This is a genomic window from Aquabacter sp. DMC10 (genome assembly GCF_056314145.1).
The window spans coordinates 1-25,196 of sequence record NZ_JBQUYX010000013.1; the positions used below are offsets into that span (position 1 = coordinate 1).

Genomic DNA, 25,196 nt, shown 5'->3' on the forward strand with positions numbered 1-25,196 from the left:
TCCATGCTTCGAAGGAAACCGACATGCCCCGATTTTGCATCCCACCAATACTGTGCAGGGACCGGACGGATACCCACAACCGCACGATGGCAGGATAAAAGGGCGCACCTTGCGCGACGGTCGGGGTGTTGATTTTGTTCGGCTTTCCGGCGTCTCGCGCACCTTGCGCTCTTCAGCGGCAAGGTGCGGCGGCGGCCAAAGTCTCTGCATCTGCGCGATCTTTCGCAAATTGCGGGGCCGCGGCATGACCGATGAGCGCGAGTTCCGCATCCGGACCGGCCGCATTCGCTCCTCGGGCGCGCTGCGCGTCCGGCCCTTCGTCGCGCAGGAGCTGACGGCGGCGCGCAAGGCCGGCGGCACGGTCTCGCGCTCCGGCAAGATCAGTTCCGGCAACCGCTCGCGCTTCGGGCGGGGCCGCACCGCCAGCATCCAGGCGAACCGGCTGCTGACCGGCCGCTCGCGCATCGTTGTCATCAAGACCCGCGTGGTCCGCCATAGCCAGCGCGCCGAGCCGCTCTCCGCTCATCTCAACTATCTACGCAGCGAGGGCGTGACCCGCGACGGGGAAAAGGCGCGGCTGTTCGGGACGTGAGGGGCGCGTGTCGGTGAAGGCGCTGGGTCCGGGGCGGGCGCGGGATGTGTTCGCCCGCGGCACGCCGCGCGCGTGAGATCGCGCGCCGTGTCGCGCAGGCCCTCGACGCGCCGCCGGCAGGGCGCGCGCGGCCTGCCGGCGGTGGCGCCATCCTGGGTTGGTGACGAAACGTGGGCTGCCAGCCCTGGTCCGGCTTCGCCCATGAAGCCAAAAAACGTCACTGAAATTCGCAGGTACCCGAATATCCTTAACGGCAGGCTCGGGAGTGGGGCGGGGCGGCGAATGACACAGGCGGTTTGCAAGGTGGTGCGCGGGCGGATCATGTCCCGGCGCGCCGAGGTGCTTCTCGCGTCCGTGGCGGTGTGCGGCTTCACCGCCCCGGCCTTCGCCCAATCGACGGCGCCTTCCATCGGCTCCTCCGTCTATTACGAGATGCAGTATTACGGGTCCAACGGCGGCAACGGCAGTAGCGCCTCGTCCAGCGACCTGTGCCTCTACGCGCCCAGCGATGGCGGCAATGGCGGTATCGGCGCCAACGTTTACGCCTATCCGAACTACAACGGCGCCTCCAGCTATAACGGGACCATGACGCTGGCAAGCTCCACCGGCGGCAATGGCGGCACCGGCGGCAGCGGCAGCAGCTGCGGCTATGCCGGGCGTGGGGGCGGCAGCGGCGGCGCCGGCGGCGAGGTGCAGGTGGAAACCAATAATCTGACCGGCACGTACGACTTCAGCTATTCCGGCATGGTTGCGTATTCGCAGGGCGGCCGGGGCGGCAACGGCGGCTCCACCGGCTCCACCGAGTATAACGGCGGCAATGGTGGCTCCGGTGGCAACGGCGGCGCTCTCAACATCAACAATTTTGTCGACATCACCGCCACCGGGGCTTCGGCCTACGGCATCTGGGTGCAGAGCATCGGCGGGCAGGGCGGCAATGGCGGCAACGAAACCAGCTCCATCAGCAGCGGCAACGGCGGGCAGGCCGGTGCCGGCGGGGCGGGCGGCCAGGTGACCCTCACCATCTTTTCGAACGTCACGTCGCAGCAGTCCACTGCCGTCTTCGCCCAGTCCATCGGCGGCAACGGCGGCGACGGCGGGTCCGCCAGCGGCTGGTTCGGCGGGGTCAGCGGCGGCGGCGGCTATGGCGGCAATGGCGGCCTGGTGGCGGTGAACGTCTATGGCCCCGACTATGGGGCGGAGACAGGCACCATTGCGTCAGCCGGCCAGGGCAGCTGGGGCATCTACGCGCAGTCGGTGGGCGGGGGCGGCGGCAACGCCGGTATCGCCGCCGGCCTGACCGCGCTCGGAGGATCGGGCGGTCCGGCCGGCTATGCCGGGAACACGCAGGTGGTCAATTACAACAACATCCAGGCCACGGGTGCCTCGTCGGGCGGCATTTTCGCGCAGTCGGTGGGCGGGGCGGGCGGCTCCGGCGGCATGGCCTTCTCGGGCGCGCCGGGCCTGGCGGTGGCGCTGGGCGGCTCCGGCGGCGACGGCGGCAACGGCAGTCAGGTGGTGGTGGTCAATTACGGCCACATCTGCACCGGCTCGTGCAATGGCTCAGCCGCCCCCACTTCCACCGCCGGCGGTGCTTACGGCATCCTGGCGCAATCGGTGGGCGGCGGCGGCGGCGTCGGCGGGTTCGGCCTGTCGGGCTCGGCGTCGCTGGTGGCGGGCGCCTCCTTCACGGTGGGCGGCACTGGCGGTGGCGGCGGCGCAGGCTCCTCGGTGCTGGCGGGCAATGCCGGCTCCATTTCCACCGTGGAGCTGAATTCGGCGGGCATCCTCGCCCAGTCGGTGGGCGGGGGTGGCGGCAGCGGCGGCGGCGCCCTGTCGTTCGCGCTGTCCGGGGGCGTCGCGGCCTCGATCTCCCACGGCGGGTCGGGAGGATCGGGCGGTGGCGGCGGCCCGGCGGCTACCAATTGTAACAAGTACACCGGCAATTCCGGCGACAACACCGCCTGTTCGTCCATCACCTTCAGCGACTGGGGGCCGATGTCGGCGCCCGCCCCGGGCGAGCTGGTGTCCACCGCCGGCCAGGGGTCGCCCGGCATCGGCGCGCAATCCATCGGCGGCGGCGGCGGCTCGGGCGGCTATGCGGTGAGCCTGTCCGGCTCCAGCGCCGGCAGCTTCGCCCTCAGCTTCGGCGGCTCGGGCGGCTCGGGCGGCGCCGGCTACGTGGTCTATGCGGGCACCAACGGCGTCAGCATCACAACCACCGGCGACGATTCCATCGGCCTGCTCGGCTCGTCCATCGGCGGTGGCGGCGGCACCGGCGGTGCCGCCATCTCGGGCGCCATCGCGGCGGGCTCCGCCATCACCCTGGGGGTGGGCGGCGTCGGCGGCTCGGGCGGCGCCGGCGACTCGGTGATCGCCGACAATCCCGGCGGCGTCATCACCACCACGGGTGAGCGCTCCCACGGCATCATGGCCCAGTCCATCGGCGGCGGCGGCGGGGCCGGCGGCGCAACCATCAGCGCCAGCGACGGCGACGGGGTGGCCGCCAGCCTTTCGGTCGGCGGCTCGGGCGGCTCGGGCGGGGCGGCGTCGGAGGTGTGGGTCTACAACCAGAACAGCTCGGTCAACAGCGCCTACGGCTCGGCCAACATCACCACCTCCGGCTATGGTTCGAGCGCCATCTTCGCTCAGTCCATCGGCGGCGGCGGCGGGGCCGGCGGCTATTCCATTTCGTCCGACCTGTCGGTGACGGCTTCGCTCGCGGCGAGCATCGGCGGCGCCGGCGGGTCCGGCAACACCGGCGGCGTGGTGTCCGTGGCGAACTGGGGCGCCCTCGCCAGCACCGGCGGCGGCGCGCCCGTGCTGCTCGCCCAGTCTGTCGGCGGCGGCGGCGGGGCCGGCGGCTTCGCCGTGGCCGGCGACATCTCCACCTCCGGCGCCGCGAGCTTCGCCATCGGCGGCGGCGGTGGCGCCGGATCGAGCGCGCAGAACGTCACGGTCACCAGCTATGGCACTGTGACCTCGTCGGCGGGTAGCGCCGGCTTCGCGCCGGGCGTGGTGTCCCAGTCGCTGGGGGGAGCGGGCGGCTCCGGCGGATTCGCGGTGAGCGGCAGCATCGCCAATGACGCCAACATGTCGCTGGCGCTGGGCGGCGGCGGCGGCTCCGGCGGCTCGGGCTCCACGATCTACACTTACTTGTACGCCCCGGTGCAGACGTCCGGCGCCCATTCGGCCGGCGTGGTGGCGCAGAGCCTCGGCGGCGAAGGCGGCCTCGGCGGCTTCGCGGTGGCCGGCGGGCTGGGCTCCGGAGCCTCGGCCTCGACCAGCATCGGCGCCGGAGGCGGCACAGGGGGCAATTCCTACGGCGCCGTCATCAACACGGTTTCCATCACCACCTCCGGCAACCAGTCCGCCGGGCTCATCTCCCAGACCATCGGCGGTGCGGGCGGCAATGGCGGCTGGGACGTGGCGGGCGCGCTCAGTGCCGGCGCTTCGGCGTCGGTCGGCCTCGGCGGCACAGGCGGGGCCGGTGGCACCGTCCATAACGGAAATACGGTCCTGATCAGCGGCAATGTCATCACTGACGGGCTGCTGTCGCCGGGCGTCATTCAGCAGTCCATCGGCGGCTCGGGCGGCAATGGCGGCTTCAGCGCCGGCGCGGCGGGCTCGGTGGTGTTCGCGTCCGAGGTGACGGTGGGCGGCGGCGGCGGCTCCGGCGGCGGCTCCAACACCGTCACCTCGACGGTGACGGGCACCATTACCACCGGAGACGATCAGTCCTTCGGCATCCTGGCGCAGTCCATCGGCGGCTCGGGCGGCAATGGCGGCTTCGCCATCTCCGGCTCGGGCGCCACCGGCGGCGGCGACGCGAAGGTGTCGGTAGGCGGGGCAGGCGCCACCGGCGGCGGCGGCGGCTCCGGGCAGAATGCCGGTGCCGTCTACGTCACGGCCGCCGGCATCACGACCCAGGGCTATCAGTCCGCTGGCATCCTGGCGCAGTCCATCGGCGGTTCGGGCGGCAACGGCGGATCGAGCCGCGCCTTCAGCCTGTCGGGCACCGGCTCCACCACCGACGGCGCGGCGGCGAGCGTGGCCATTGGCGGCGCCGGCTCGTCGGGCGGCGCGGGCGCCCTGGTGCAGGTGACACAGACCGGTTTCATCCAGACCGGCACCAGCACCGGCGGCAGCGACCAGGCGGCCGGCATCATCGCGCAGTCCATTGGCGGCTCGGGCGGCAATGGCGGCTCGGCGGATGCCAATGCGGTGGCCTCCACCGTCTCGGTGGCGGTGTCCATCGGTGGCGGCGGCGCCAATGGCGGCAATGGCGGCGGCGTGCAGGTGGCCAGCAACGCGGGCAGCGCGGCCAACGGCATCACGACCTATGGCGCGCAATCGGCCGCCATCCTCGCCCAATCCATCGGCGGCGGCGGCGGCAATGGCGGCTGGTCGCAAGCCACCGCCTCCAGCAACGAATACGCGGCCGGAGTCGCCATCGGCGGCAGCGGCGAGGGAGGCGGCGCCGGCGGCACGGTGAGCGTCTCCAGCGGCGGCACGCTCATCACCTATGGCGCCGGCTCGGCTGGCATCTTCGCCCAGTCGGTGGGCGGCGGCGGCGGCAATGGCGGGGCGGCGTCGTCCACCACAACCGGTGCCGGGGGCGGCGAGCTTCAGGGCGGCGTCACCTCGGTGGCCGGGGCCGGCGCGGCGCAGGACGCGAGCACCATCAGTTCCGCGCTCTCGGGCGATTCCTCCAGCAGCCCATCGGCCAGCTCGGACCAGCCGAGCGACGGCATCGCCGCCTCGCTCTCCATCGGCGGCTATGCCGGCGCGGGCGGCGGCGGCAACACCGTGACGGTGAACACCAGCTCGGCCATCCTCACCTACGGCATGCAATCATATGGCGTGTTCGCGCAGTCGGTGGGCGGCGGCGGCGGCAGCGGCGGCGCCTCCTCCAGCAATTCGAACGGGGATTCCTACGCCGCCTCCATCAGCCTGGGTGGCGGCGCGGGCGACGGCGGCACCGGCGGCGGCGTGACCCTGACCGCCACGGGCAGCATCCAGACCCTGGGCCTGCAGGCCTATGGTGTGTTCGCGCAATCGGTGGGCGGCGGTGGCGGCACGGGCGGCTCGGCGTCCTCCACCACCACCAGCGGCGGCCAGGGCGCAGTCACCCTCGGTCTCGGCGGCACCGGCGGCGGCGGCGGCACCGGCGGCGCGGTGGCCGTCACCGTGGGCGCCTCCGGCGTGGACAGCTATGTGAACACCGTGGGCGCCGGCGCCGCCGGCATCTTCGCGCAGTCGGTGGGCGGCGGCGGAGGCAGCGGCGGGTCGAGCACCGCGAGCGCCAGTTCGTCCAGCTCCAGCTCCAGCTCCGGCTCCAGCGCCTCCAGCGGCGACCTCTCGGGCAGCGCCAGCGGGGACCAGACGTCCTCTGCGGCGGGAACCGACAGCTCCGGCAAGACCGGCAGCCAGGCCGGCAGCGATGGCGGCTCGGCGGTGGCCCTGAGTATTGGGGGCTCCGGTGGCGCGGGCTCGAACGGCGGTGCCGTCAGCGTTACCAATTATGCCACCATCATCACGGGCTACAATCTGACCAGTAAAGTGGAGCCGAGCGTCAGCGGCGACAATTCCCCCGGCATCTTCGCGCAGTCGGTGGGCGGCGGCGGAGGCAGTGGGGGGTCGAGCACCTCCAATGCGTCGGCCAGCGACAATTCCATCTCGCTCGCGCTCGGCGGCACCGGCTCGGGCGGCGGCAATGGCCAGAGCGTGAGCGTGACCACTACCGGGACCCTGCGCACTTACGGCCATGTCTCGAGCGCCGTCTTCGCGCAGTCCATCGGCGGCGGCGGCGGCAATGGCGGCTCCTCGTCCACCACCACCGGCTCGGGGGGCTCGCTGTCTCTCGCCCTCGGCCTCGGCGGCTCGGCTGGGCAGGGGGGCGCGGGCGGGAATGTCACGGTGACGGTGAACACCGGCGACAGCACTTATGCCTCCGCTAGCATCATAACGTACAGCGCGCAGTCCCACGGGATCTTCGCGCAGTCGGTGGGCGGCGGAGGTGGCTCCGGCGGCGCTGTGTTGGCGGCGGCGACCGCCGGGGATGGCTCCGGCGGCGGCGGCAGCGCCTCGGGTTCGGCCAGTGGCTCGTCCGCCTCGGCCTCCAGCGGCGTGGCGCTGGCCCTGGGGCTCGGCGGCACTGGCGGCGCGGGCGGGGCCGGCGGCACCGTCACCGTGAACTCCTACACCTACATTGGAACTTACGCCTTCCAGTCTTCCGGCATCTTCGCCCAGTCTGTGGGCGGCGGCGGCGGTGCCGGCGGCGCCAGCAGCAGCAACGCCAATTCCGGCACCTATGCGGTGAGCCTGGGCCTCGGCGGCTCCGGCGGCACGGGTGGCAGCGGCGGCACGGTGAATGTCAATCAATATGGGGGGGCGAGCACTGGCTCCATCCTCTCCTACGGCATCTTCGCGCAGTCGGTGGGCGGAGGCGGCGGCGCTGCGGGCGCCGTGGGGACCACCAGCCAGAATGGCGGCGAAGCCAGCATCGGCATGTCTCTGGGCGGCACAGGCGGCAGCGGCCAGAAGGGCGGCAGCGTGAACGTGCTCGCCGCCAACCTCACCACGACCGCGGGCGCCGGTTCGACCGCGGTGCTGGCCCAGTCCATCGGGGGCGGCGGCGGCGCCGGCGGCTCCAGCCAGTCCAGCACCTCCAACGGCACCATTTCCACCGCGCTCGGCCTTGGCGGCTCGGGCGGCACGGGCAATGACGGCGGGCAGGTCTATGTGCAGGTCTACGATTATGCCCAGACCTGGGGCGCCAATGCCTATGGCGTGTTGGCGCAGTCCGTGGGCGGCGGCGGCGGCGTCGGCGGCTCCAGCACCGGCGGTGCCGGTGGCGGCGGCGATGTGACCACCTCCCTCAACCTGGGCGGCACCGGCGGCGCGGCCGGGAATGGCGGCTCCGTGTCGGTGCAGTCCAATAGCTCCGGCGCACCCACCTACATCACCGGCGAGGGGGTCAATTCCCATGCCCTGGTGGCCCAATCGGTGGGCGGCGGCGGCGGCGTCGGCGGCGTCGCCAACAGCTCCGTCACTGGATCCGGCAATGTGACGGTGGGCCTCGCCCTCGGCGGCTCGGGCAGTTCAGGCGGGTCGGGTGGCGACGTGTCAGTCTACACCTCCAACGGCACCATTTCCGCCTGGGGCACCGGCGCGGTGGCGATGCTGGTGCAGTCGGTGGGCGGCGGCGGCGGCGCGGGTAATACGTCCGATGTGACGGCCGCTGCCTCCTCTTCCAACGGCACGGCGGCCTATGCCGGCGGCATCGCCCTGGGCGGCAGCGGCGGGGCCGGTGGCAACGGCGGCACCATCAGCATCACCAATTCGATGACCACTTTCACCGACGGCGCCTTCGCAACGGCGGTGCTGGCGCAGTCCATTTCCGGCGGTGGCGGCCTGGGGGCGGGCACCACAAAAGTGTCCGGCAGCCTCGCCAACTCCTCGGTGACGCTGAATCTCGGCGGCAGCGGCGGGCTCGCCGGCTCCGGCGGCACCATCACCCTCGACAGTTACGGTACGGTCACCACCTACGGCATGGATTCTTACGGCATCGTGGCGCAGTCCATCGCCGGCGGCGGCGGCCTCGGGGGGGTGCTGGCGTTAGGCAATGGCACCACCGACTTGACCATCTCTCACCAGGGCACCCTGGGGGCCACAGGTTCCGGCAGCGGCGCCGGCGGATCGGTCACGGTGCAGACCAGTTCCGTCACCACCAGCGCCAACCAGGCCATGGCCGTGGTGGCCCAGTCCATCGGCGGCGGCGGCGGCATTGTCGGCCTGCCCAGCGTCGATCAGGCGAACACCAATTTCACCGGCAGCCTCTCTCTGGGCGGCTCGGCGGGCGGCGCCGGCGGCGGCGTGTCGGCCACGCTCGCCTCGGGCCAGATCACCACGTCCGGCAGCTTCGCCTATGGTCTCGTCGCGCAGTCCATCGGCGGTGGCGGCGGCATTTCCACTGCCCCCACCACTGCCACCCTGGGCGGCACCGGCGGCGGGGCCGGCGGCGCGGTGGCGGTGTCCACCGCCGGCAGCATCCACACCAGCGGCGCCGTGGCCGTGGGTATCATCGCCCAGTCCATCGGCGGCGGCGGCGGCCTCGTGCACGTCGCTTCGAACGCGACGTTCGGGGGCAGCACCGTCTCGGCCAATGGCGGAACGGTGGCGGTCACCGTTGGCGGCGGCATCAGCACCAGCGGCACCAACGCGGCCGGCGTCATCGCCCAGTCCATCGGCGGCGGCGGCGGCGCGGCGCTGGCCAACGACGCGGCCATCAGCAACTCGGTGAGGGCCAGCGCCGGCAGCGGCGGCGCGGTGACAGTTACCGTCAACGCCGCCATCTCCACCACCGGCGAAGGCGCGGACGGCGTCATCGCCCAGTCGGTGGGCAACGGCGGCGGTCTGGTGATGAACGGCACCACCATGCAACTGGTCTCGGGCAGCGGCGGCGTGTCGGGGAAGGTGACGGTGACAGCCAATGCCAGCATCAGCGCCACCGGCTCCGGCGCCACCGCCATCCTGGCCCAGGGCAATGGCGATCCCGTCATCAATATTGCCCCCGGCGTGCAGATCACCGGCGGTTCCGGGGGGGCGGCCATCGTCAGCGACGGCGACCAGAACATCATCAACAATGCCGGCATCCTGGCCACCGTGGACGGGGCCGCCGGGCGGGCGGTGACCACCACCACCGGCTATGCCCAGATCAGCAATTCCGGTGTCATCGTCGGCGATCTTGCCCTCACCGGCGGCGCGGCCAACCGGGTGGACAACGGCGCCACCGGCCTGCTGCTGGCAGGGGCGAGCCTCGACCTCGGCGGCGCCACCGGCGTACTGAACAATGACGGGGTGCTGCGCCGGGGCGCGGCGGCGCTCGGCAACACCACGATCAACGGCAACCTGACACAGGGCGCCACCGGCACACTGGTGGTGCGGGCGGATCCGGTCGCGGGCGCGGGGGACAGCTTCGCCGTGACCGGCGCGGCCACCCTCGGCGGCACCCTTCGAGGTGTACTGGTGAACGCCGGCGGCATCGTCGAGGGGCGTTTCGAAACCGCCGTCCTGACGGCAGCGGGTGGCCTGACCACCACGGGCCTCACTGTCGCGGGCGACACCGCCATCGTCGACTTCTTCCTGGCGGAAAGCGGCACCGGGCTGGCGCTGGGCACCGCCATCGACTTCACGCCGACGGGACTGTCCGCGCAAGGGCAGGCGCTCGGCGCCGCGGTGGGGCAGATCCAGGCGGGCGGCAGCTCGCCTCTGTTCGAGGTGATCGTTCCGGCGCTGCTGAACATCTCCACCGTGGGCGGGCTGGAGACGGCCTACCAGACGGTGGGCGGCGGCGGCGTGTCGGTGGTGCCTCAGGCCATGATCGGCGCCACCGCGGGAACGCTCTCCACCATCACCACCCAGCTCGACCTGTGGCGGCTCGGGCTGCGGGCGCCGGTGGCGGAAGGGCTCACTGCCGATCCGGTAACCGCGCGCGGCGTGTGGGCGGCGCCCGCCGGCAGCTTCTTCACCGGCGGCGGGCTGTCCGGCTCCACCATCGGTTCGTCCGTGGGCATCGACGGCCGGCTTGACAGCCTGCCGCTTCTTCTGGGGCTGGCGGGGACCTTCTCGGCCACCAACCTCGCGGCCAACGACTATGGCGCCAGCACCACCACCACCTATGGCGGGGCGAGCCTGTATGGCCTCTATCAGGCCGGGCCGGCCTACCTGTCCGCCATCGTTACGGCGGGCTATGGGCACAGCAGCTTCGATCGCAACCTCTACGGCCTGGGCGTGAACCTTGCGACCAGCACCGGTTTCGACAGCTTCACCCTGGGCGGGCGCTTCGAGGCCGGCTACACGCTGCCGCTTGAGAATATCGGTGCGCGGCTGACGCCGTTCGTGGCGATCGAACCCATGGTGCTGTGGCAGGGCTCGGGCGCGGAGACCTTCGGGGCGCTGGGCCCCGGCCTGAGCTACGAGGCGGGGACCGTCAGCGCGCTGCCGGCCTATCTCGGCCTGCAGATCGACGGCACCTGGCAGAGCGCGGGTGGGCTCTCCTTCGCGCCCTTCCTTCGCGCCGCCTGGATGCATGACTTCAGCCCGGGACGGGATGTGTCGCGCAGCTTCGCCGAACTGCCGTCGCTGGTGTTCTCGGGCAATCCGCTGCCGACCGTGAGCGATGCGGCGGACCTTCACGCCGGCATCCAGATCGCGGGCGCGGCCGGCATCACCTTCTCGGCGGCGTTCGACGCCCAGATTGGCGCGCAGACGTCCAACCTGGGCGCCACGGGGGTGTTCCGGGTGCGTTGGTGAGCGCCGCCGCCCCCGGCCTGGGCCGGGGGCGGCGGAAATGGACACGTGCTGGGGATCGTGTCCATCGAAACAAGCGGGCGTCCGGGCCACGGCCGGCGACAGGCGACCGGCCGGACCTCAGCACCGCGACGGGGCGCTGCGTGTCACGGGCAATTCCCACGCGCGTGCCCTCGATCGCCATTTCCAGCCTGGTCTTGCGAGCGCTGGAAACGGTGATGACGGAGCTGTAGGACGTGCCGCGATAGGTGGTGCGGGAGGTGGTGACGATGCCCCCGCCGCAAGGGGCGGTGAATGTCACCTCCCCCCATCGGCGCGCACGTCGCTCAGGGAGCAGCCCTGCCATTCCGGGCTGGCGGCCAGGGCCTGGCGGATCTCGTAGGCGGTTCAATTCATCGTCGTGGTGTCGGCCACGGGGACGCAGCGCGGTGGCTGCTTACCGGCGGCCTTGCCGTCGACGCGGGTCACGCTTTCCCAGCTGCCCGGCTGAAATCGCTCCGCCGCCATCGCCACCGCACCGCCGAGCTGCAGCGCAAGGACCGCGATGAGCGCGCGTGGGCGGGGAAGCGATGTCATGCTGTGTCTCCAGCTCGGACCTGGCCGGCGCACCCGGCCGACCCGGCGCGGGAGGGCGAACCTTTGCCTGGGGGCCGCGCCACCGCTTATTTCCCGTGCGGGGAACATCGGTGATGGGGTGCCATGGCGAGACCGCTCAAGCGCAAGGGGCTGGAACTCGATCTGCTGCGCCGGACCGGCGCCGGAATCTCGGCCATCGCGCCCATGGCCTGCCGCATCCTGCGCGAGCTGGTGCGCGCCGACGCTGCGGCGCTGTTCTGGCTCGATCGGGACGGCCTGCCGGAAGGCTTCTTTCACGAGGATTCGCCTGCGCCGATGCGCGGCCTGTTCGTCAATGCCTTTGAAGAACTGTTCCTGGGCCCGGTCGAGCTGAACGTCGCCATGCTGGCCCGCCTGCGGGGCCAGCGCGCCGGGCACCTGCTGGCCCCGCCCCCGGAGTGTTTCCGCTCCAACACCTTCAACGTGCTGGTGCGCCCCAGCGGGCACCAGCACGCACTCGACCTCAGGGTCGATCACGCCGGGCGGCCGCGCGCCATCGTGCTCCTGTTCCGCGCCGCCCGGGCGGGCCGTTCACGGTGGCCGACCTTGAAACGCTGAAGGCGACCTCCGGGGCGCTGTCGCAGGTCTTCAGCGGTCCGTTCCGCGAGACGATGTGGGAGGCCGCGCCGGTGCGGGGGCAGGTGCTGGTCGATGCCGCCGGCGAAGGCGAGCTTGAAAAAGCGAATATCGTGAGGTCACTGATGTTCGAGGCGGCGCTTCCGCGCGATGGGGACGCGGCGATAGGCGTGGTCTCCGCGCCGCCCGCCATCGGTCATGCCCGATCCTGCGACGTGTTCAGGGTGATCGTTCGCGCGTTTGCATCGGTTTCCGACTCGAACGCCACGTTCCCCTTTCCGGCCCATCTCGTCAGTGCCTTGTCGTGTTCTCTTTGCAACTGGTGCGGACGACGGGACTCGAACCCGTACTCTCACAGAGAAGCAGATTTTCATCCCACTTCGGCTTTCGCCGCCGCCGTTCGACGTTCGTGGTCTGGACTGTCCCTTCGCCATGGCCCGAAGGCTTTAGGCGCCACCCGTCCAGTCTCTACACCTTCCCCTCGAAAGGGGCTTGGCTCGGGATTGGCTTGGGGCATCTGCCCGTTAGCGTTCCCCGACTTTGAGCGGTTCTACTCCGCAGATTTCCCCGCGGGCACTCCAATTTTTAAAAGTCTGCTGCGTCTACCGATTTCGCCACGTCCGCCCTTTGGCGCCGATTCTAGCCCGCGCTCTCTGCACCTATACTGCACCTAGCGCCGAATCGGCTATTTCTGTCTTCCGATCAAGCCCATCGCTAGGGCGTTGAAAATAAAACACTTTCAGTCACGCTTACTTTTTTCGAGATGGTAGAGAAAGGGCTTTTTAAGTCCGTTGCGTCTACCAATTCCGCCACGCCCGCACGCCGCGACCTATAATGCGGCCCATGAACGCGCGCAAGCTGAGGTCTTGGTGGACTTCCGCCGCCCGTCGCAGGCAATACCGGATATTACTATGGGCTGTGGCGCCCGGCAAAGGGTCGATGCGGTTTTGCTTGAAGTGTCCGAGTAAAACCTTGCCGTGCCTCTAGGGTCAGCGGCCAGTGACCATCCGGCTCTGGCGGTGACACAGGATCGCGCCGGCCATGAGGCCGCCGATCAGGCTGATATGTTCGGTCACGACGCGGAAATGGAGCAGCCCTTCCTCGCCCTGATAGGCCCAGAAGGGATGGGCAATGGGGATGGTGAGGGCGACGAACACCCCCAGGGCGCCGAACCCCAGCCAGGCCGCCACATTCAGGATGACGAGGACGGAGGCGATGAGAAGGACGGCCACCGTCACTCCGCCGAACACCGCCGCCGGCACCAGGCCGTGCAGGGCCATTTCGGCAACGGTGCCTTGGAAATTCATGAGCTTGTCCAATCCTGCGCCCAGGAACATGGACACCAGGACGATGCGGCTCAGAATGAAGAAGATCCGGGACTCCAGGATCCCGGCAACAAGGCGTGGCGTCATGCGGGGACCCCCTCGGCCGCGGCAAGGTGAAGCCCCTCTCCGCCCCCGTCAAGAGCCCTGCAAAGCCTTGTGAAAGCTGGGTTCCGATGATACCGCCACGGCCCCGTGCGAGGCCTCTCAGAGGCGGTTCTCCGCTGCCTCCGGCGCCACGGGCGTGATCGCCACCGACTCGCCGCAGCCGCAGGCCGAGGTCTGGTTGGGGTTGTTGAAGACGAACTGGGCGGACAGCTTGTCCGTCTTGAAGTCCATCTGCGTGCCCAGCAGGAACAGCACTGCCTTGGGGTCCACGATGACCTTCACGCCCTTGTCCTCGACCACCTCATCCAGCGGGGTGATCTCGCTGGCATAGTCCATGGTGTAGGACATGCCGGCGCACCCGCCATTCTTCACGCCGATGCGGACGGCGAGGGCCGGGGGATCGGTGCGGGCCATGATCTGCTGAAGGCGGCTGGCCGCAGCATCGGTGATCTGGATCACCGGGGGACGGGAGCGAAGTCGGGACATCTGAACACTCCGAACCACGCCGGTTCAAGGCCGGCGGATCGACACAGCCTTAAGAATGGGGGTTCTGGCCGGTTCGGGCAAGGGTGTCGGATGCATGGCTTGCGCGGGCATGGCTCATGGAGCGCCCGCCGGATGGCGGTCGCCCGTTACCTAACGGCATGTCGGGTCCGTCAGCAGAATCGCCCAATATGATGAACGGGGTGTAAAGTCCCGCCGCACAACGATCCCAGAGCGCGAAACCAGCCACCCGTCCCACCCGCGGGACAGAGTTGGACGTGACGGACCGTCCGAGTTGGCGTAGGGGCGTAAGACCATGTCGAACCGGCGGATCATTCTCGGGCTGACGCTGCTTTATGCAGCGCTCGCATCCGCTTGGGTTCTGTTCTCCGATCTTCTGGTGGAATGGTTCGGCGGCGTTGATCTGCTGGTCATGGTATCCACGCCCAAGGGCCTGCTCTTTGTCGTCGTCACGGCAGCCGGCCTTTATTTCATGCTGGATGCCGCCGCCTCCGGGAGCTTGGCGCGGCGTCCCGGCACGCGCCCGGCGATGCTTGGCGCGCTTTGCGTCGCCGGCCTCAGCCTTATCCTGGGGATGGCGGCAGCGGGCCTTGTGATGTGGCGGGCGTCCGGCCCCCTCATTGCCCACCAAGTGGACGAACTGCACACCATCGCCTCCTTTCAGATCCTGGCGCTGGAGCAGAACCGTCTCAAGGGCGAGGCCAATGCCCGCTTCCTCGCGGGTCGGAAAATCTTCTTCGAGACCGCCGCCCGGTGGCAGGCCTCCACCGATGAGGGCGAGCGCAGCCGGCTGCGGGCGGAACTGGCCGACCTGGCCGCGCCCTACGGTTTCAGCCAGGTCCAGCTTCTGGATGCCAGCGGCGCCGCCGTGCTCCGTCTTCACGGCGACCATTCCACCCGCATCGACCCTGCCCGTATGGAGGAGGCGCGCGCCAGCGGCCACGCGGCCTTTGTGCCTCTCCACCCCGAGTGGACCGAGGGGAGATTTGATTATGGCTATGTGCTGCTGCTTCCCTCCCCGCCGGGCGGGGAAGGGGTGTCCGGGCCGCCCCTGTTCCTCTTGGCGGAGATGAGCGCCGCCGATTTCATTTATCCCTACCTGGCCCATTGGCCGCTGCCGACCCGCACGGGCCAGTCCTATCTGGTGCGGGCGCAGGCGGATGGCACCTATCTCCTGCTCTCACCCATGCGGGTGGGAGAGGTGGCGCCGTTCACGCGCATCTTTCCCAAGGGCGCGTTCGCCTTTGCCCGGGGGGCCGATCGCAGCGACACCATTCCGCGCGGCAAGGGGCCGGATGGCACCACCGTACTGGCGGTCGCCGAGCCCCTCGGCGAGACGTCCGTCCTGCTGGTGGCGGAAATCGAGGAAGAGGAGGCCGTTGCCGCGGCGCGGGACGTGGCGGCCATGTCCGGCCTCGTCATGGTGCTCGCGGTTGCCGGCGCCATGGCCGCGGCCGCAGCCTTCCGGCAGCGGGACAAGCTGGTGGCGGCCCGGCGCGACCTGCATCAGGCCGTCGCCTTGCGGCGCGCGGAGATGCGGTTCCGCGAGACCTTCGAGCAGGCGGCGGTGGGGATTGTGCACCTGCGCCCCGACGGCACCTTCCTGCGCGTCAATCGCAAGGCCTGCGAGATGCTGGGATACGGGCTGGACGAGATCCTGGCCATGAATGTCAGCCAGCTCTTCCATAACGACTCAGCGGCCCGAGACCAGGAGCTGCTCGATCGTCTGCTGTGCGGCCAGATGGAGCAGGCGGTCAGTGAGCGCCGCTACATCCGCAAGGACGGCACGCCCATCTGGCTGAGCACCACCACCACGGTGGCCCGCACAAGCGAAGGCGTGGCGGAATACCTCATTGTCGTTGCCATCGACGTGTCCGCGCGGCACGCCGCCGAAGAGCGGCTGCGCATCAGCGACGAACGGTTCCACCTGGCCTTGCGCGGCGCCAATGAAAGCGTTTGGGACGTGGATCTCCAAGAGGGGATGCTCACCGTCTCGCCGAGCTGGAACCGCATGATGCGGCTTCCGGAATTGCCGATTCTGCATCCCGCCAGCCTGCTCACCACCGGCCTCGACGCGGCGGATGCGGCGCGCCTTGACGCGACGCTGGCGGAGGTGAAGGCCGGGCGCCTGCCGGGATTCAGCCTGGAGCTTCGCGCGCGCTGCGCCGATGGCACGGTGATCGATACGCTGCTGCGGGGGCAGGTGGTCCTCGACGATGCCGGCCATCCGCGCCGGGTGGTGGGAACCCAGTCCAACATTACCGAACTGAAGGCCAACGAGCGGCGCCTCCAACTGGCGGCCACCGTCTTCTCCACGGCGCAGGAAGCGCTGGTGGTGACCGAGCCCGACGGCACCATTTCTGCGGTCAATCCGTCCTTCTCCGCCATTACCGGCTATAGCGAGGCGGAGGTTCTCGGGCGCAATATGAGCCTGTTGAGTTCCGGCCGGCAGGACCGGGCTTTCTATGCCCAGATGTGGGCCACCCTGCTGGAGACGGGCCACTGGCAGGGCGAAATCTGGAACCGCCGGAAATCCGGCCAAGTCTATCCCGAGTCCCTCAGCATTCGTGCCGTGCTGGGCGCCGGCAGCGCTGTGGGCAGCTATGTGGCCTCCTTCACGGATCTGTCCACGATCAAGCAGTCCCAGTCGCGGCTGGACCATATCGCCCATCACGACGCCCTCACTGACCTGCCCAACCGGCTGCTTTTCCTGACCCTCCTGGACCATGCCGTCACCCAGGCCCGCGACCGCAGCAAGTGCGCGGTGCTGTTCCTGGACCTCGATCGCTTCAAGGCGGTCAATGACAGCCTGGGGCACGAAGCGGGCGACACGGCCCTCGTGGAGGTGGCCCAGCGGCTGCGGTCCGTGCTGGGCGATCGGGATACGCTCGCCCGCTATGGCGGCGACGAGTTCATGGTGCTGGTGGAGGATCTGGTCAGTCCGCAACAGGCGGCGCTCACCGCCATGCGGCTCATTTCCTGCCTGTCCCAGCCCTTTGCCCTACCCGGGGCGTCCGAGGTCTTCCTGGGGGCCAGCATCGGCATCGCCATGTATCCGGGAGACGGCATCCTGCCGCAGCAACTGGTGCAGCGGGCCGACGCGGCGCTGGCCCGCGCCAAGGCGGGCGGACGGGGCATGTATGTCTTCTATCGCGGCGGCATGACCGAGGCCGCCAATGCGCGGCTGGAACGGGAGGCGCGCCTGCGCCGGGCCATCGAGCGCAAGGAATTGTCGCTGGTCTATCAGCCGGTGGTGGACTTGCGCGACGGCACCATTCTGGGCGCCGAGGCCCTGTTGCGCTGGACCACGCCCGACGGCCCCATCCCGCCCTCGGAATTCATCCCGATCGCGGAGGAGACGGGCCTCATCCTATCCATTGGCGACTGGGCGCTGGAACAGGCCTGCCGGCAGGGCGCGGAGTGGGTGGCGCGCGGCCTGGCCTTCGGGCGCATCGCGGTGAACCTGTCGGCGCGCCAATTCTATGTCCGCGATCTGCCGGGCCATGTGGCTGATGTGCTCAAGCGCACCGGCCTTTCCCCCGACAAGCTGGAGCTGGAGATCACCGAGAGCATCCTGCTGGAGGATCGGGTCGATACCCGGCAGATCCTGCTCCGGCTGCGGGAAATGAATCTTCGCGTGGCGCTCGATGATTTCGGCACCGGCTTCTCCTCCCTCAGCTATATCCGCCGCTTTCCGGTGGCGAAGCTGAAGATCGATCAGTCCTTCGTGCGCGACCTGCTGTCCGCCCCGGCGGATGCGCACATCACCATCGCCATCATCGCGCTGGCTTCGGCGCTCGGTCTTGAGGTGCTGGCGGAGGGGGTGGAGCTGAAGGAACAGGCGGACTTCCTGCGGGTCCACGGCTGCCATCTCGCGCAGGGCTATCTCTTCTCGCCGCCGGTCCCGGCAGCGCAGTTCGAGGACTTGGTGATCGCCGGTGGAGGGCGGTGGAGGGCGTCCGCCGAGTGAGAGGCGCGCCCTGAATCCGTGTGCAGCGGTCTTGCCCGCGCTCGGACCGAAAGGCCGGGCCCAGGGCTATGCCCCGGGCCCGTGCCGTCAGCGGGAGAACTTCTTGTACTGGATGCGCTTGGGGATAGTGGAATCGAGGCCGAGGCGACGCTTCTTGTCTTCCTCATAGTCCGCGAAGTTGCCCTCGAACCATTCCACATGGCTGTCGCCCTCGAAGGCGAGCATGTGGGTGGCGATGCGATCCAGGAAGAAGCGGTCATGGGAGATGATGACGGCGCAGCCGGCATAATCTTCCAGCGCCTCTTCGAGCGCACGCAGGGTGTCCACGTCCAGGTCGTTGGTGGGCTCGTCCAGCAGAAGGACGTTGCCGCCCCGCTGGAGGGTCTTGGCCAGGTGCACGCGGTTGCGCTCGCCGCCCGAGAGCATGCCCACCTTCTTCTGCTGGTCGCCGCCCTTGAAGTTGAAAGCGGCGCAATAGGCGCGCGACGGGATCTCGCGCTTGCCCACATAGATCACGTCATTGCCGCCGGAAATCTCCTCCCAGACAGTCTTCTTGTCGTCGAGGGCGTCGCGGCTCTGGTCGACATAAGCAAGCTTGACGGAATCGCCGATGGTGATGGTGCCGGCGTCCGGCTTTTCCTGGCCCGTAATCATGCGGAACAAGGTGGACTTGCCCGCGCCGTTCGGCCCGATCACGCCCACGATGCCGCCCGGCGGCAGCTTGAAGGACAGATCGTCGATCAGGAGCTTGTCGCCGAAGCCCTTGCTGAGGCCGTTGAAGTCGATGACGTTCTGGCCGAGACGCTCAGCCACGGGGATGATGATCTGCGCGGTCTGGGGCGCCTTTTCGGAGGCCTTCTTGACCAGGTCCTCATAGCGCTGGATGCGGGCCTTGTTCTTGGCCTGGCGCGCCTTGGGAGAGGCGGCGATCCATTCCTGCTCGGCAGCCAGCGCGCGCTGACGGGCCTCGTCCTCGCGGCCTTCCTGCTGGAGGCGCTTCTGCTTCTGGGCCAGCCAGGAGGTGTAGTTGCCCTCATAGGGGATGCCGCGGCCGCGATCGAGCTCCAGGATCCAGCCGGTGACATTGTCCAGGAAGTAGCGATCGTGGGTGACGATCAGGATGGCGCCCGGATAGCTGCGCAAGTGGCCTTCCAGCCATGCGGTGGTCTCGGCGTCCAGGTGGTTGGTGGGCTCGTCGAGCAGCAGCAACTCGGGCTGCTCCAGAAGGAGCCGGCACAGGGCGACGCGGCGGCGCTCGCCGCCTGAGAGCTTGGACACGTCCCAGTCATCCGGCGGACAGCGCAGGGCGTCCATGGCCTGGTCGACCTTGCTGTCCAGGTCCCACAGGCCTTGGGCCTCGATCTCGTCCTGGAGGCGGGTCATCTCGTCCGCCGTCTCGTCCGAATAGTTCATGGCGAGCTCGTTGTAGCGATCGAGGATCGCCTTCTGCTTCGCCACGCCGTCCATCACATTGTCGCGGACATTCTTGGTGGGGTCGAGCTGGGGCTCCTGGGAGAGATAGCCGACGCGCACCCCGTCCGCGGGCTTGGCTTCGCCGGAAAAGTCCTTGTCGATGCCGGCCATGATGCGCAGCAGGGTGGATTTACCCGCACCGTTGACGCCGAGAACGCCGATCTTGGCGTCCGGGTAGAAGGACAGGTGGACGTTATCCAGGACCTTCTTTCCGCCGGGATAGGTCTTGGTGAGACCATGCATGTGATAGGCATACTGATAGGCGGCCATGGCGGCGCGGCACTCCCGGACTATGGCATTTGGGCCTCGTTCTAGAGCGGCGCGCGGCCGGAGGGAAGCGCGAATGCGCCGGAGGACCGGTGGCGGTCGCCCCTTTCGCGGCAGGGTCCGCCGATCTAGCCTGCGAGCTTAAGCGGCGAGGCGCAGGATGCCGCGTGCCGTATCGGGAGCCCAAGATGAGCCACAGCCACGACCATCCCCACGATCACGCCCCCATCGACTGGCGCGACACCGGCGTGAAGGTCATCCGCGGGGATCAGCTCGATCCCAACACGGCCCAGACCCCTGGCATGAACCGGGCCACCGCCATCAACCGGGCGCGGGCGGGGGCGGAGAAGCTGTGGGCGGGGACCGTGCACATCCACCCCGACGCCAAGACGGGGGCGCACCATCATGGCGATCTGGAAAGCGTGATCTTCGTGGTGAAGGGCAAGGCGCGCATGCGCTGGGGCGAGAAGCTGGAATATACCGCCGAGGCGGGGCCGGGCGACTTCATCTACGTGCCGCCCTACGTGCCCCACCAGGAGATCAATGCCTCGCCCGACGAGGTGCTGGAATGCGTCCTGGTGCGCTCCGGCCAAGAGCCGGTGGTGGTGAACCTGGACATCGAGCCGGTGGAGACGCCAAGCACGGTCAAATGGATCGACCCGATCCACAAGGCGTGACGGCCGTTGGCGAAGGGGCGGGTAGCGCCCCTTCGCCAGAGGACACGATCAGAGATCGTAGCCCTTCTTCTTCATCTCGGCGCGGATGCGGTCCATGACTTCATTGTTCAGCTTGGCGGCCCAGGCCTGGATGTTCTGGACAGCCTGCTGGACGATAGCGGGGCGATCGGTCACCAGCTTCTGGCCGACGGGAGACTTGTAGAAGGCAAGGGCCTCCTTCAGCTCCGCCTCGCTGAAGCGGGTGGCGTAGGCGCTGGCGAGCATGTCGATGATCTCGCCCTGGCGCTTATCGTATTCCGGCCGCAAGGTGGCCGCCAGGTCCCGCAGCTGCGGGGCAAGGTCGGGATTGGTCTGCAGGAAGCCGATGGCGGCGCCGTCCACCAGGTTCTGGATCACGCCGTCAAAGGCGTGGGCCTCGCCATTGGCCTGCACGAGGTCGCGGGCCGTCTGCAGGGCGGTGGGGCTGGGCGCTGCGGGCTGCTGGGCCAGTGCCGGCGCGGTCACGAGCGTCAGGGCGAGCAGGCCCATGCCGATATGCCGGGCCGCGGTCGAGCAACGCATGATGATCTCCATGGGGAAGGTCTCGTTCGGTGTTTGCATGGGGCGGTCGGTGCCCGCCGGGGGCTTCCGGGCCGCGGGATCAGGCCTCAAGAATTTCAATGCCGTTGGCGCCGGCCAGGATGACGCGGCGGGCAAGGCCCAGGAACAGTCCGTGCTCCACCACGCCCACCACGGAGCGGATGGCGGCGTCGAGCCGGGCCGGGTCGGGGATGCGTTCCAGATGGGCGTCGAGGATGACATTGCCCTGGTCGGTGATGAAGGTCTCGCCGGAGGCCGCCTTGCGCAGCACCAGCGGTCCCTCGCATCCCGCCGCGGCAATGGCTTCCGCCAGGCGGCGTGAGATGGCCGGGACGCCGAAATCCACCACCTCGATGGGCAGCGGGAAGCGACCCAGCATCTCCACCCGCTTGGAGGCATCCGCGATCACCAGCATTTCGCGTGCGGCGCTGGCCACGATCTTCTCCCGCAGCAGCGCGCCGCCGCCGCCCTTGATGAGGGCAAGGCCCGGCCCCACCTCGTCGGCGCCGTCCACGCACAGGTCAAGCGCCGGAACGGTGTCGAGGGTGGCGAGCGGCACGCCGAGGCTTTCCGCCTGGGCCCGCGTCCGCTCCGACGTGGGCACACCCACGACTGTCAGTCCGCCCTTCACCTTCTCCGCCAGGAGATCTACGAAATGCTTGGCGGTGGAGCCGGTGCCGAGCCCGAGCTTCATGCCGTCGGTGACAAATTCCAGGGCACGGGCGGCTGCCTGGCGCTTCAAGTCTTCGGCGTCGGACATTGGAACTCCGGCACAGCGCGGGGAGGGGAATGTCTGGAAATGCTCCAGCCTCGGGCCTCGTTGCTAACCCCGATCGCGCCCGCGGACAAGCCACGGGCTATTTTGCCGCCGGCGTGCACAGGATGGCAGGCTCGGTGCCGCCGCCTGACTTGGGTACGTCGCGCACATAACAGATGCTCAGTTCGCCCGTGTCCGAATTGGCTCGGAAAATGCCGGTCTCACCGGAAAAGTTGGTGGAGACCAGACGATAATTGCCCGGCTTCTGGACCCCGGCGCCCTCGCCGCGCTTGAAGCAGCGGGTGACCCCCACCAGGGCACTGTCGGGCCGCTCGAACTGGCAGGCGGACATTTCCCCCGTGGTCCGGTTCACCGAGAAGACGCGATTGGCCTGGTTGGAGGGCGGCGCGGCAAAGTCATAGCCGGGCTTTGCCTCCTGCGCCGCCGCGCCGGCCACGCCCGCAAGCAGAAGGGCTGTTGCCAGCAGGCCGCCACGGGCCGGTCCCGCAGCCGTCAACCTCGTGCCTGTCATCATTGTCCTCCTTCGTCGAGCCGCCAACGGCCATGCGCGGAGCATCTGCCTGGATCGCGCCGGAGGCTGGACATGAAAAGCGGCAGGATTGTAGGCAGGGGGCGAGACAAACCGCGCGCCGCTGCCGCTTTGTGTGGATGCCGCGGCCGCACCGGGACGGTCCGTCCCGGCCATAGCCCCCAAAGGATGCCCCATGGCCCATGCGCCCCTCGTCGTCGCCTTCGATCTGGACGGAACGCTGGTGGACACCGCGCCCGACCTCCTGGACGCACTGGACCACGTGCTCGACCGCCACGGAGTGGCGCCCGTGGACCGCGACCGCTCGCGCAACATGATCGGGCGCGGCGGGCGCCATCTCATCATCCGCGCGCTGGAGCAGGTGGGGGTTGCGCCGTCCACCGAGGAGTTGGACGAGATGGTGCGTCAGTTCCTGGCCTATTACACCGATCACATTGCCGACGGCTCCCGCCCGTTCCCCGGCATGGTGGAGGCGCTGGAGCGCCTCGCCGCCGAGGGCGCCACGCTGGCGGTCTGCACCAACAAGCTGGAGCGCCTGGCGCGCATCCTTCTGGATCGGCTGGACCTCACGCGGCACTTCACGGTCATCACCGGCGCCGACACCTATGCCCGCAGCAAGCCCGATCCCCTGCCGCTCCTGTCCACCATCACCGCCTGCGGCGGCAGGGTGAACGCGGCGGTGATGGTGGGCGACAGCGCGACCGACATCGCCACCGCCAAGGCCGCCGGCGTGCCATCCGTGGCGGTCTCGTTTGGCTACACGGAAGTGCCAGCGGCGGAACTGGGGGCTGATCGCCTGATCGGCCATTATGACGAGCTGGCGCCGGTTCTCGGCCAGTTGGTGGCGCCCGTGCGGGCCTAGGGCCGCCGCTGGGCCTGTGGATGGGGCGGGAATTTCTTCACCTGCCCTTGACACCGGGAGGGCTGCGGCCTTAAACGGCCCTCCTCGCCGATTGGTGACGACGGCGGGCGATTAGCTCAGCGGGAGAGCACTCCCTTCACACGGGAGGGGTCGCAGGTTCAATCCCTGCATCGCCCACCATTTCCCCCCAGAAAATCCCCAGACGAGAAACGACCGGATTGATCCGGTCGCTCACGTGCGGGCGATGAACTCCGCCAGCAACGCATTGAACGCGTCCGGGCGTTCCAGGAACGGGGCGTGGCCCGTCTCATCCAGGAGCGCAAGGTGCGCGCCCGGCACCTGGGCGGCGATATGCTCGGCCATGGCCTGGGCGATCACCTGGTCCTCCCGCCCGTGGATCACCAGCGTCGGCCGGTCGAGGCGCTGAAGCACCGCGTCATACTCCGCCGGTCGCGCCATGGCGGCGCGCACCTGAGGCGGGACCATCATGTTGGCGGCGAGCAGGATCTCGAACGTCTCCGCATCCAGCGGCAGGTGGACGCAGCGGCGCAGGAAGGCGCGGGTGGCGGCGATGGCTGACGCCGGGTCCAGATCGGTCATCTGCTTCATCAGGCGGTTGCACGAGCCGTAGAAGCCCCGCTCGTTGCCGGTGATGGCATCCACGAAGACGAGGCCGGCCAGATCTCCCGATCCATAGGCGCGCAGGTAATCGCCGATGATTCGCCCGCCATAGGACCAGCCCACCAGAATCGGCCGCTCGAGGCCGAGGGCCTCCATGATGGCTTTCACATCCCCGGCCCAGCGCACGTCCTCCTGGTAACAGGCCGGATCCAGCGGCTTGTCCGAGCCGCCATGGCCCCGCAAGTCGTAGGTGACGAGGCGCAGATGGGAGAGGGCGGGGTCTTCCACTTGCCGTGCCCAGCACAGCCCGGCCTGGGAATAGCCGTGGATGAAGATCACCGGCCGCCCGTAGGGATGGCCATGCTGGCGCACCGCAAGGGCGAGGCCGTCCGCGGAGCGGATCATGCGCGGGGCGGAAAAACCGGGGGCGGAAAAATCGGGGGGTGGGGAGGGTTCGGTCATGGCGGGAATCTAGACCAGCGCGCGGTGACGTGCAGCGTCCTTTGTGGCGCCTCGGTGCCGGCCTGGAGCGAGGCGCGATGAGGACCGCGCGACGGGAACGGGCGCCGCAGGGATACAATTTGTCGCTTCCGGCGTTCCCGCCTTGCCCCCGCACGGGGGCGAAGACATGAGAAGACATGAAGGGCATGGGTCATGTGGACAGGAAGGGGCGTGGCATGAGGCATCTGCGCGTGATGGTCGGCGTCGCCTTGATCCTGGCGCTCCACACCCTGCCGGCGGCGGCGCGGCCGGCCACCTACCGCATGAGCTGTGCCAGCGCCCAAGGCCTCGTCATGCGGCAGGGCGGCGTGGTGCTCGACACCTCGCCCACCACCTTTGACCGCTATGTCAGCGATGTACGCTTCTGCATGCCGCAGCAGGCGCTGCGGCCCCAATGGGTGCCCGCGAAGGACAATCCCCAGTGCTTCATCGGCTACACCTGCATCGACCCCGAGCGCGGCTGGTGGCGATGGGGGTTCTAGGCCGCCCGCGCAGGCTTTTGTTCGCCGCCCTTTATCCCGGTGGCGACCCGTCGAAGGGTGGCATCTTGCGGAGCGACCGCAGCAGATAGAAGGACACGAGCAGAACGGCACACGCCACCAGCAACACCGCGACGGGAAGCACGACCGTGACCGTGTCGGCGTCCAGTCCGAACGCCTGCTGGGCAATATCGATGAGGCCTCTGACCAGGCTCATGGCCATGATCCCCGTGTTGTCGCCCGCCCGAGCCCGTTCCTTAGCAGCGCCGGTCCGTGGTCCTCAAGGCGATGCTGCGTGCAGAGCGCGGGATGGTCGGCAGCGCCACGGTGGCGTGTGCGGTGCGGAAAAGCCGCGGGATATACCTGTGGCATCTGGACTATTGCAGGTATCCACTCCAGCTTCCGGCTTCAGTCCATACCGTCAGCTGGTAT

General features: G+C 69.2%; 15 protein-coding genes, 1 tRNA gene and 1 pseudogene. 8 read left to right on the forward strand and 9 right to left on the reverse strand.

Annotation, left to right across the window (positions count from 1 at the left end; translation table 11 throughout):
* Positions 1–244 precede the first annotated feature (244 nt).
* A pseudogene (locus ACT54L_RS24670) lies at positions 245–586 on the forward strand (type VI secretion protein); the annotation flags it as partial.
* A 288-nt stretch (positions 587–874) separates the two neighbouring features.
* Positions 875–10,906 (forward strand): autotransporter outer membrane beta-barrel domain-containing protein, encoded by a 10,032-nt coding sequence (locus ACT54L_RS24675; protein ID WP_476088315.1) that lies wholly within the window; start codon positions 875–877, stop codon positions 10,904–10,906.
* A 384-nt stretch (positions 10,907–11,290) separates the two neighbouring features.
* Here ACT54L_RS24675 and ACT54L_RS24680 read toward each other — a convergent pair whose 3' ends face one another.
* The gene (locus tag ACT54L_RS24680; protein ID WP_476088316.1) at positions 11,291–11,479 is read right to left on the reverse strand and encodes a hypothetical protein; all 189 of its coding nucleotides are present in this window, start codon (positions 11,477–11,479) and stop codon (positions 11,291–11,293) included.
* 123 nt (positions 11,480–11,602) lie between these two features.
* On the opposite strand from ACT54L_RS24680, the gene ACT54L_RS24685 reads away from it, so the two are divergent.
* Positions 11,603–12,076: a hypothetical protein gene (locus tag ACT54L_RS24685; RefSeq protein WP_476088317.1), complete on the forward strand. Its 474-nt coding sequence runs from the start codon at positions 11,603–11,605 to the stop codon at positions 12,074–12,076.
* A 1,007-nt stretch (positions 12,077–13,083) separates the two neighbouring features.
* Here the strand turns inward: ACT54L_RS24685 and ACT54L_RS24690 are convergent.
* Both ACT54L_RS24690 and ACT54L_RS24695 read right to left on the reverse strand, forming a co-directional pair.
* Complete coding sequence (locus ACT54L_RS24690; protein ID WP_476088318.1) at positions 13,084–13,506, reverse strand: DoxX family protein; 423 nt, start codon at positions 13,504–13,506, stop codon at positions 13,084–13,086.
* A gap of 117 nt (positions 13,507–13,623) precedes the next feature.
* Complete coding sequence (locus ACT54L_RS24695) at positions 13,624–14,010, reverse strand: HesB/IscA family protein (RefSeq protein WP_476088319.1); 387 nt, start codon at positions 14,008–14,010, stop codon at positions 13,624–13,626.
* Between the two features lie 313 nt (positions 14,011–14,323).
* Between ACT54L_RS24695 and ACT54L_RS24700 the strand changes: the two genes are divergently transcribed.
* Positions 14,324–17,998, forward strand: a complete 3,675-nt coding sequence (locus ACT54L_RS24700; protein ID WP_476088320.1) for a sensor domain-containing protein — start codon at positions 14,324–14,326, stop codon at positions 17,996–17,998.
* Between the two features lie 87 nt (positions 17,999–18,085).
* On the opposite strand, the gene ettA is transcribed toward ACT54L_RS24700, so the two are convergent.
* Positions 18,086–19,741: an energy-dependent translational throttle protein EttA gene (gene ettA / locus ACT54L_RS24705; RefSeq protein ID WP_476088321.1), complete on the reverse strand. Its 1,656-nt coding sequence runs from the start codon at positions 19,739–19,741 to the stop codon at positions 18,086–18,088.
* 185 nt (positions 19,742–19,926) lie between these two features.
* On the opposite strand from ettA, the gene ACT54L_RS24710 reads away from it, so the two are divergent.
* Positions 19,927–20,415, forward strand: a complete 489-nt coding sequence (locus ACT54L_RS24710) for a cupin domain-containing protein (RefSeq protein WP_476088322.1) — start codon at positions 19,927–19,929, stop codon at positions 20,413–20,415.
* A gap of 48 nt (positions 20,416–20,463) precedes the next feature.
* Here the strand turns inward: ACT54L_RS24710 and ACT54L_RS24715 are convergent, their stop codons facing one another.
* From ACT54L_RS24715 to ACT54L_RS24725, 3 genes are all read right to left on the reverse strand, one after another.
* Complete coding sequence (locus ACT54L_RS24715; RefSeq protein ID WP_476088323.1) at positions 20,464–20,976, reverse strand: DUF2059 domain-containing protein; 513 nt, start codon at positions 20,974–20,976, stop codon at positions 20,464–20,466.
* 79 nt (positions 20,977–21,055) lie between these two features.
* Positions 21,056–21,754, reverse strand: a complete 699-nt coding sequence (gene rpiA / locus ACT54L_RS24720) for a ribose-5-phosphate isomerase RpiA (RefSeq protein WP_476088324.1) — start codon at positions 21,752–21,754, stop codon at positions 21,056–21,058.
* A 97-nt stretch (positions 21,755–21,851) separates the two neighbouring features.
* Positions 21,852–22,283 carry a hypothetical protein gene (locus ACT54L_RS24725; RefSeq protein ID WP_476088325.1) on the reverse strand — a complete coding sequence of 144 codons (432 nt, stop codon included), beginning with the start codon at positions 22,281–22,283 and terminating at the stop codon, positions 21,852–21,854.
* Positions 22,284–22,476: 193 nt separating this feature from the next.
* Between ACT54L_RS24725 and gph the strand changes: the two genes are divergently transcribed.
* The gene (gph, locus tag ACT54L_RS24730) at positions 22,477–23,163 is read left to right on the forward strand and encodes a phosphoglycolate phosphatase (RefSeq protein WP_476088326.1); all 687 of its coding nucleotides are present in this window, start codon (positions 22,477–22,479) and stop codon (positions 23,161–23,163) included.
* A gap of 105 nt (positions 23,164–23,268) precedes the next feature.
* A tRNA-Val gene (locus ACT54L_RS24735) sits at positions 23,269–23,343 on the forward strand.
* A 51-nt stretch (positions 23,344–23,394) separates the two neighbouring features.
* Here ACT54L_RS24735 and ACT54L_RS24740 read toward each other — a convergent pair.
* Positions 23,395–24,246 (reverse strand): alpha/beta fold hydrolase, encoded by an 852-nt coding sequence (locus tag ACT54L_RS24740; RefSeq protein WP_476088327.1) that lies wholly within the window; start codon positions 24,244–24,246, stop codon positions 23,395–23,397.
* Positions 24,247–24,461: 215 nt separating this feature from the next.
* Between ACT54L_RS24740 and ACT54L_RS24745 the strand changes: the two genes are divergently transcribed.
* A complete protein-coding gene (locus ACT54L_RS24745) occupies positions 24,462–24,767 on the forward strand; it encodes a hypothetical protein (protein WP_476088328.1) in 306 nt (101 codons plus the stop codon).
* Positions 24,768–24,798: 31 nt separating this feature from the next.
* Here ACT54L_RS24745 and ACT54L_RS24750 read toward each other — a convergent pair whose 3' ends face one another.
* Positions 24,799–24,981 carry a hypothetical protein gene (locus ACT54L_RS24750; RefSeq protein ID WP_476088329.1) on the reverse strand — a complete coding sequence of 61 codons (183 nt, stop codon included), beginning with the start codon at positions 24,979–24,981 and terminating at the stop codon, positions 24,799–24,801.
* Between the last annotated feature and the right edge of the window lie 215 nt (positions 24,982–25,196).

Bases quoted from the DNA above. Each gene is read 5' to 3' on its own strand.
- ACT54L_RS24750 (WP_476088329.1), bottom strand. From the start codon at position 24,981: ATGAGCCTGGTCAGAGGCCTCATCGATATTGCCCAGCAGGCGTTCGGA.
- ettA (WP_476088321.1), bottom strand. From the start codon at position 19,741: ATGGCCGCCTATCAGTATGCCTATCACATGCATGGTCTCACCAAGACC.
- ACT54L_RS24680 (WP_476088316.1), bottom strand. From the start codon at position 11,479: ATGACATCGCTTCCCCGCCCACGCGCGCTCATCGCGGTCCTTGCGCTG.
- ACT54L_RS24725 (WP_476088325.1), bottom strand. From the start codon at position 22,283: ATGACAGGCACGAGGTTGACGGCTGCGGGACCGGCCCGTGGCGGCCTG.
- ACT54L_RS24710 (WP_476088322.1), top strand. From the start codon at position 19,927: ATGAGCCACAGCCACGACCATCCCCACGATCACGCCCCCATCGACTGG.
- ACT54L_RS24715 (WP_476088323.1), bottom strand. From the start codon at position 20,976: ATGCGTTGCTCGACCGCGGCCCGGCATATCGGCATGGGCCTGCTCGCC.
- ACT54L_RS24675 (WP_476088315.1), top strand. From the start codon at position 875: ATGACACAGGCGGTTTGCAAGGTGGTGCGCGGGCGGATCATGTCCCGG.
- ACT54L_RS24740 (WP_476088327.1), bottom strand. From the start codon at position 24,246: ATGACCGAACCCTCCCCACCCCCCGATTTTTCCGCCCCCGGTTTTTCC.
- ACT54L_RS24695 (WP_476088319.1), bottom strand. From the start codon at position 14,010: ATGTCCCGACTTCGCTCCCGTCCCCCGGTGATCCAGATCACCGATGCT.
- rpiA (WP_476088324.1), bottom strand. From the start codon at position 21,754: ATGTCCGACGCCGAAGACTTGAAGCGCCAGGCAGCCGCCCGTGCCCTG.
- ACT54L_RS24690 (WP_476088318.1), bottom strand. From the start codon at position 13,506: ATGACGCCACGCCTTGTTGCCGGGATCCTGGAGTCCCGGATCTTCTTC.
- ACT54L_RS24700 (WP_476088320.1), top strand. From the start codon at position 14,324: ATGTCGAACCGGCGGATCATTCTCGGGCTGACGCTGCTTTATGCAGCG.
- ACT54L_RS24685 (WP_476088317.1), top strand. From the start codon at position 11,603: ATGGCGAGACCGCTCAAGCGCAAGGGGCTGGAACTCGATCTGCTGCGC.
- ACT54L_RS24745 (WP_476088328.1), top strand. From the start codon at position 24,462: ATGAGGCATCTGCGCGTGATGGTCGGCGTCGCCTTGATCCTGGCGCTC.
- gph (WP_476088326.1), top strand. From the start codon at position 22,477: ATGGCCCATGCGCCCCTCGTCGTCGCCTTCGATCTGGACGGAACGCTG.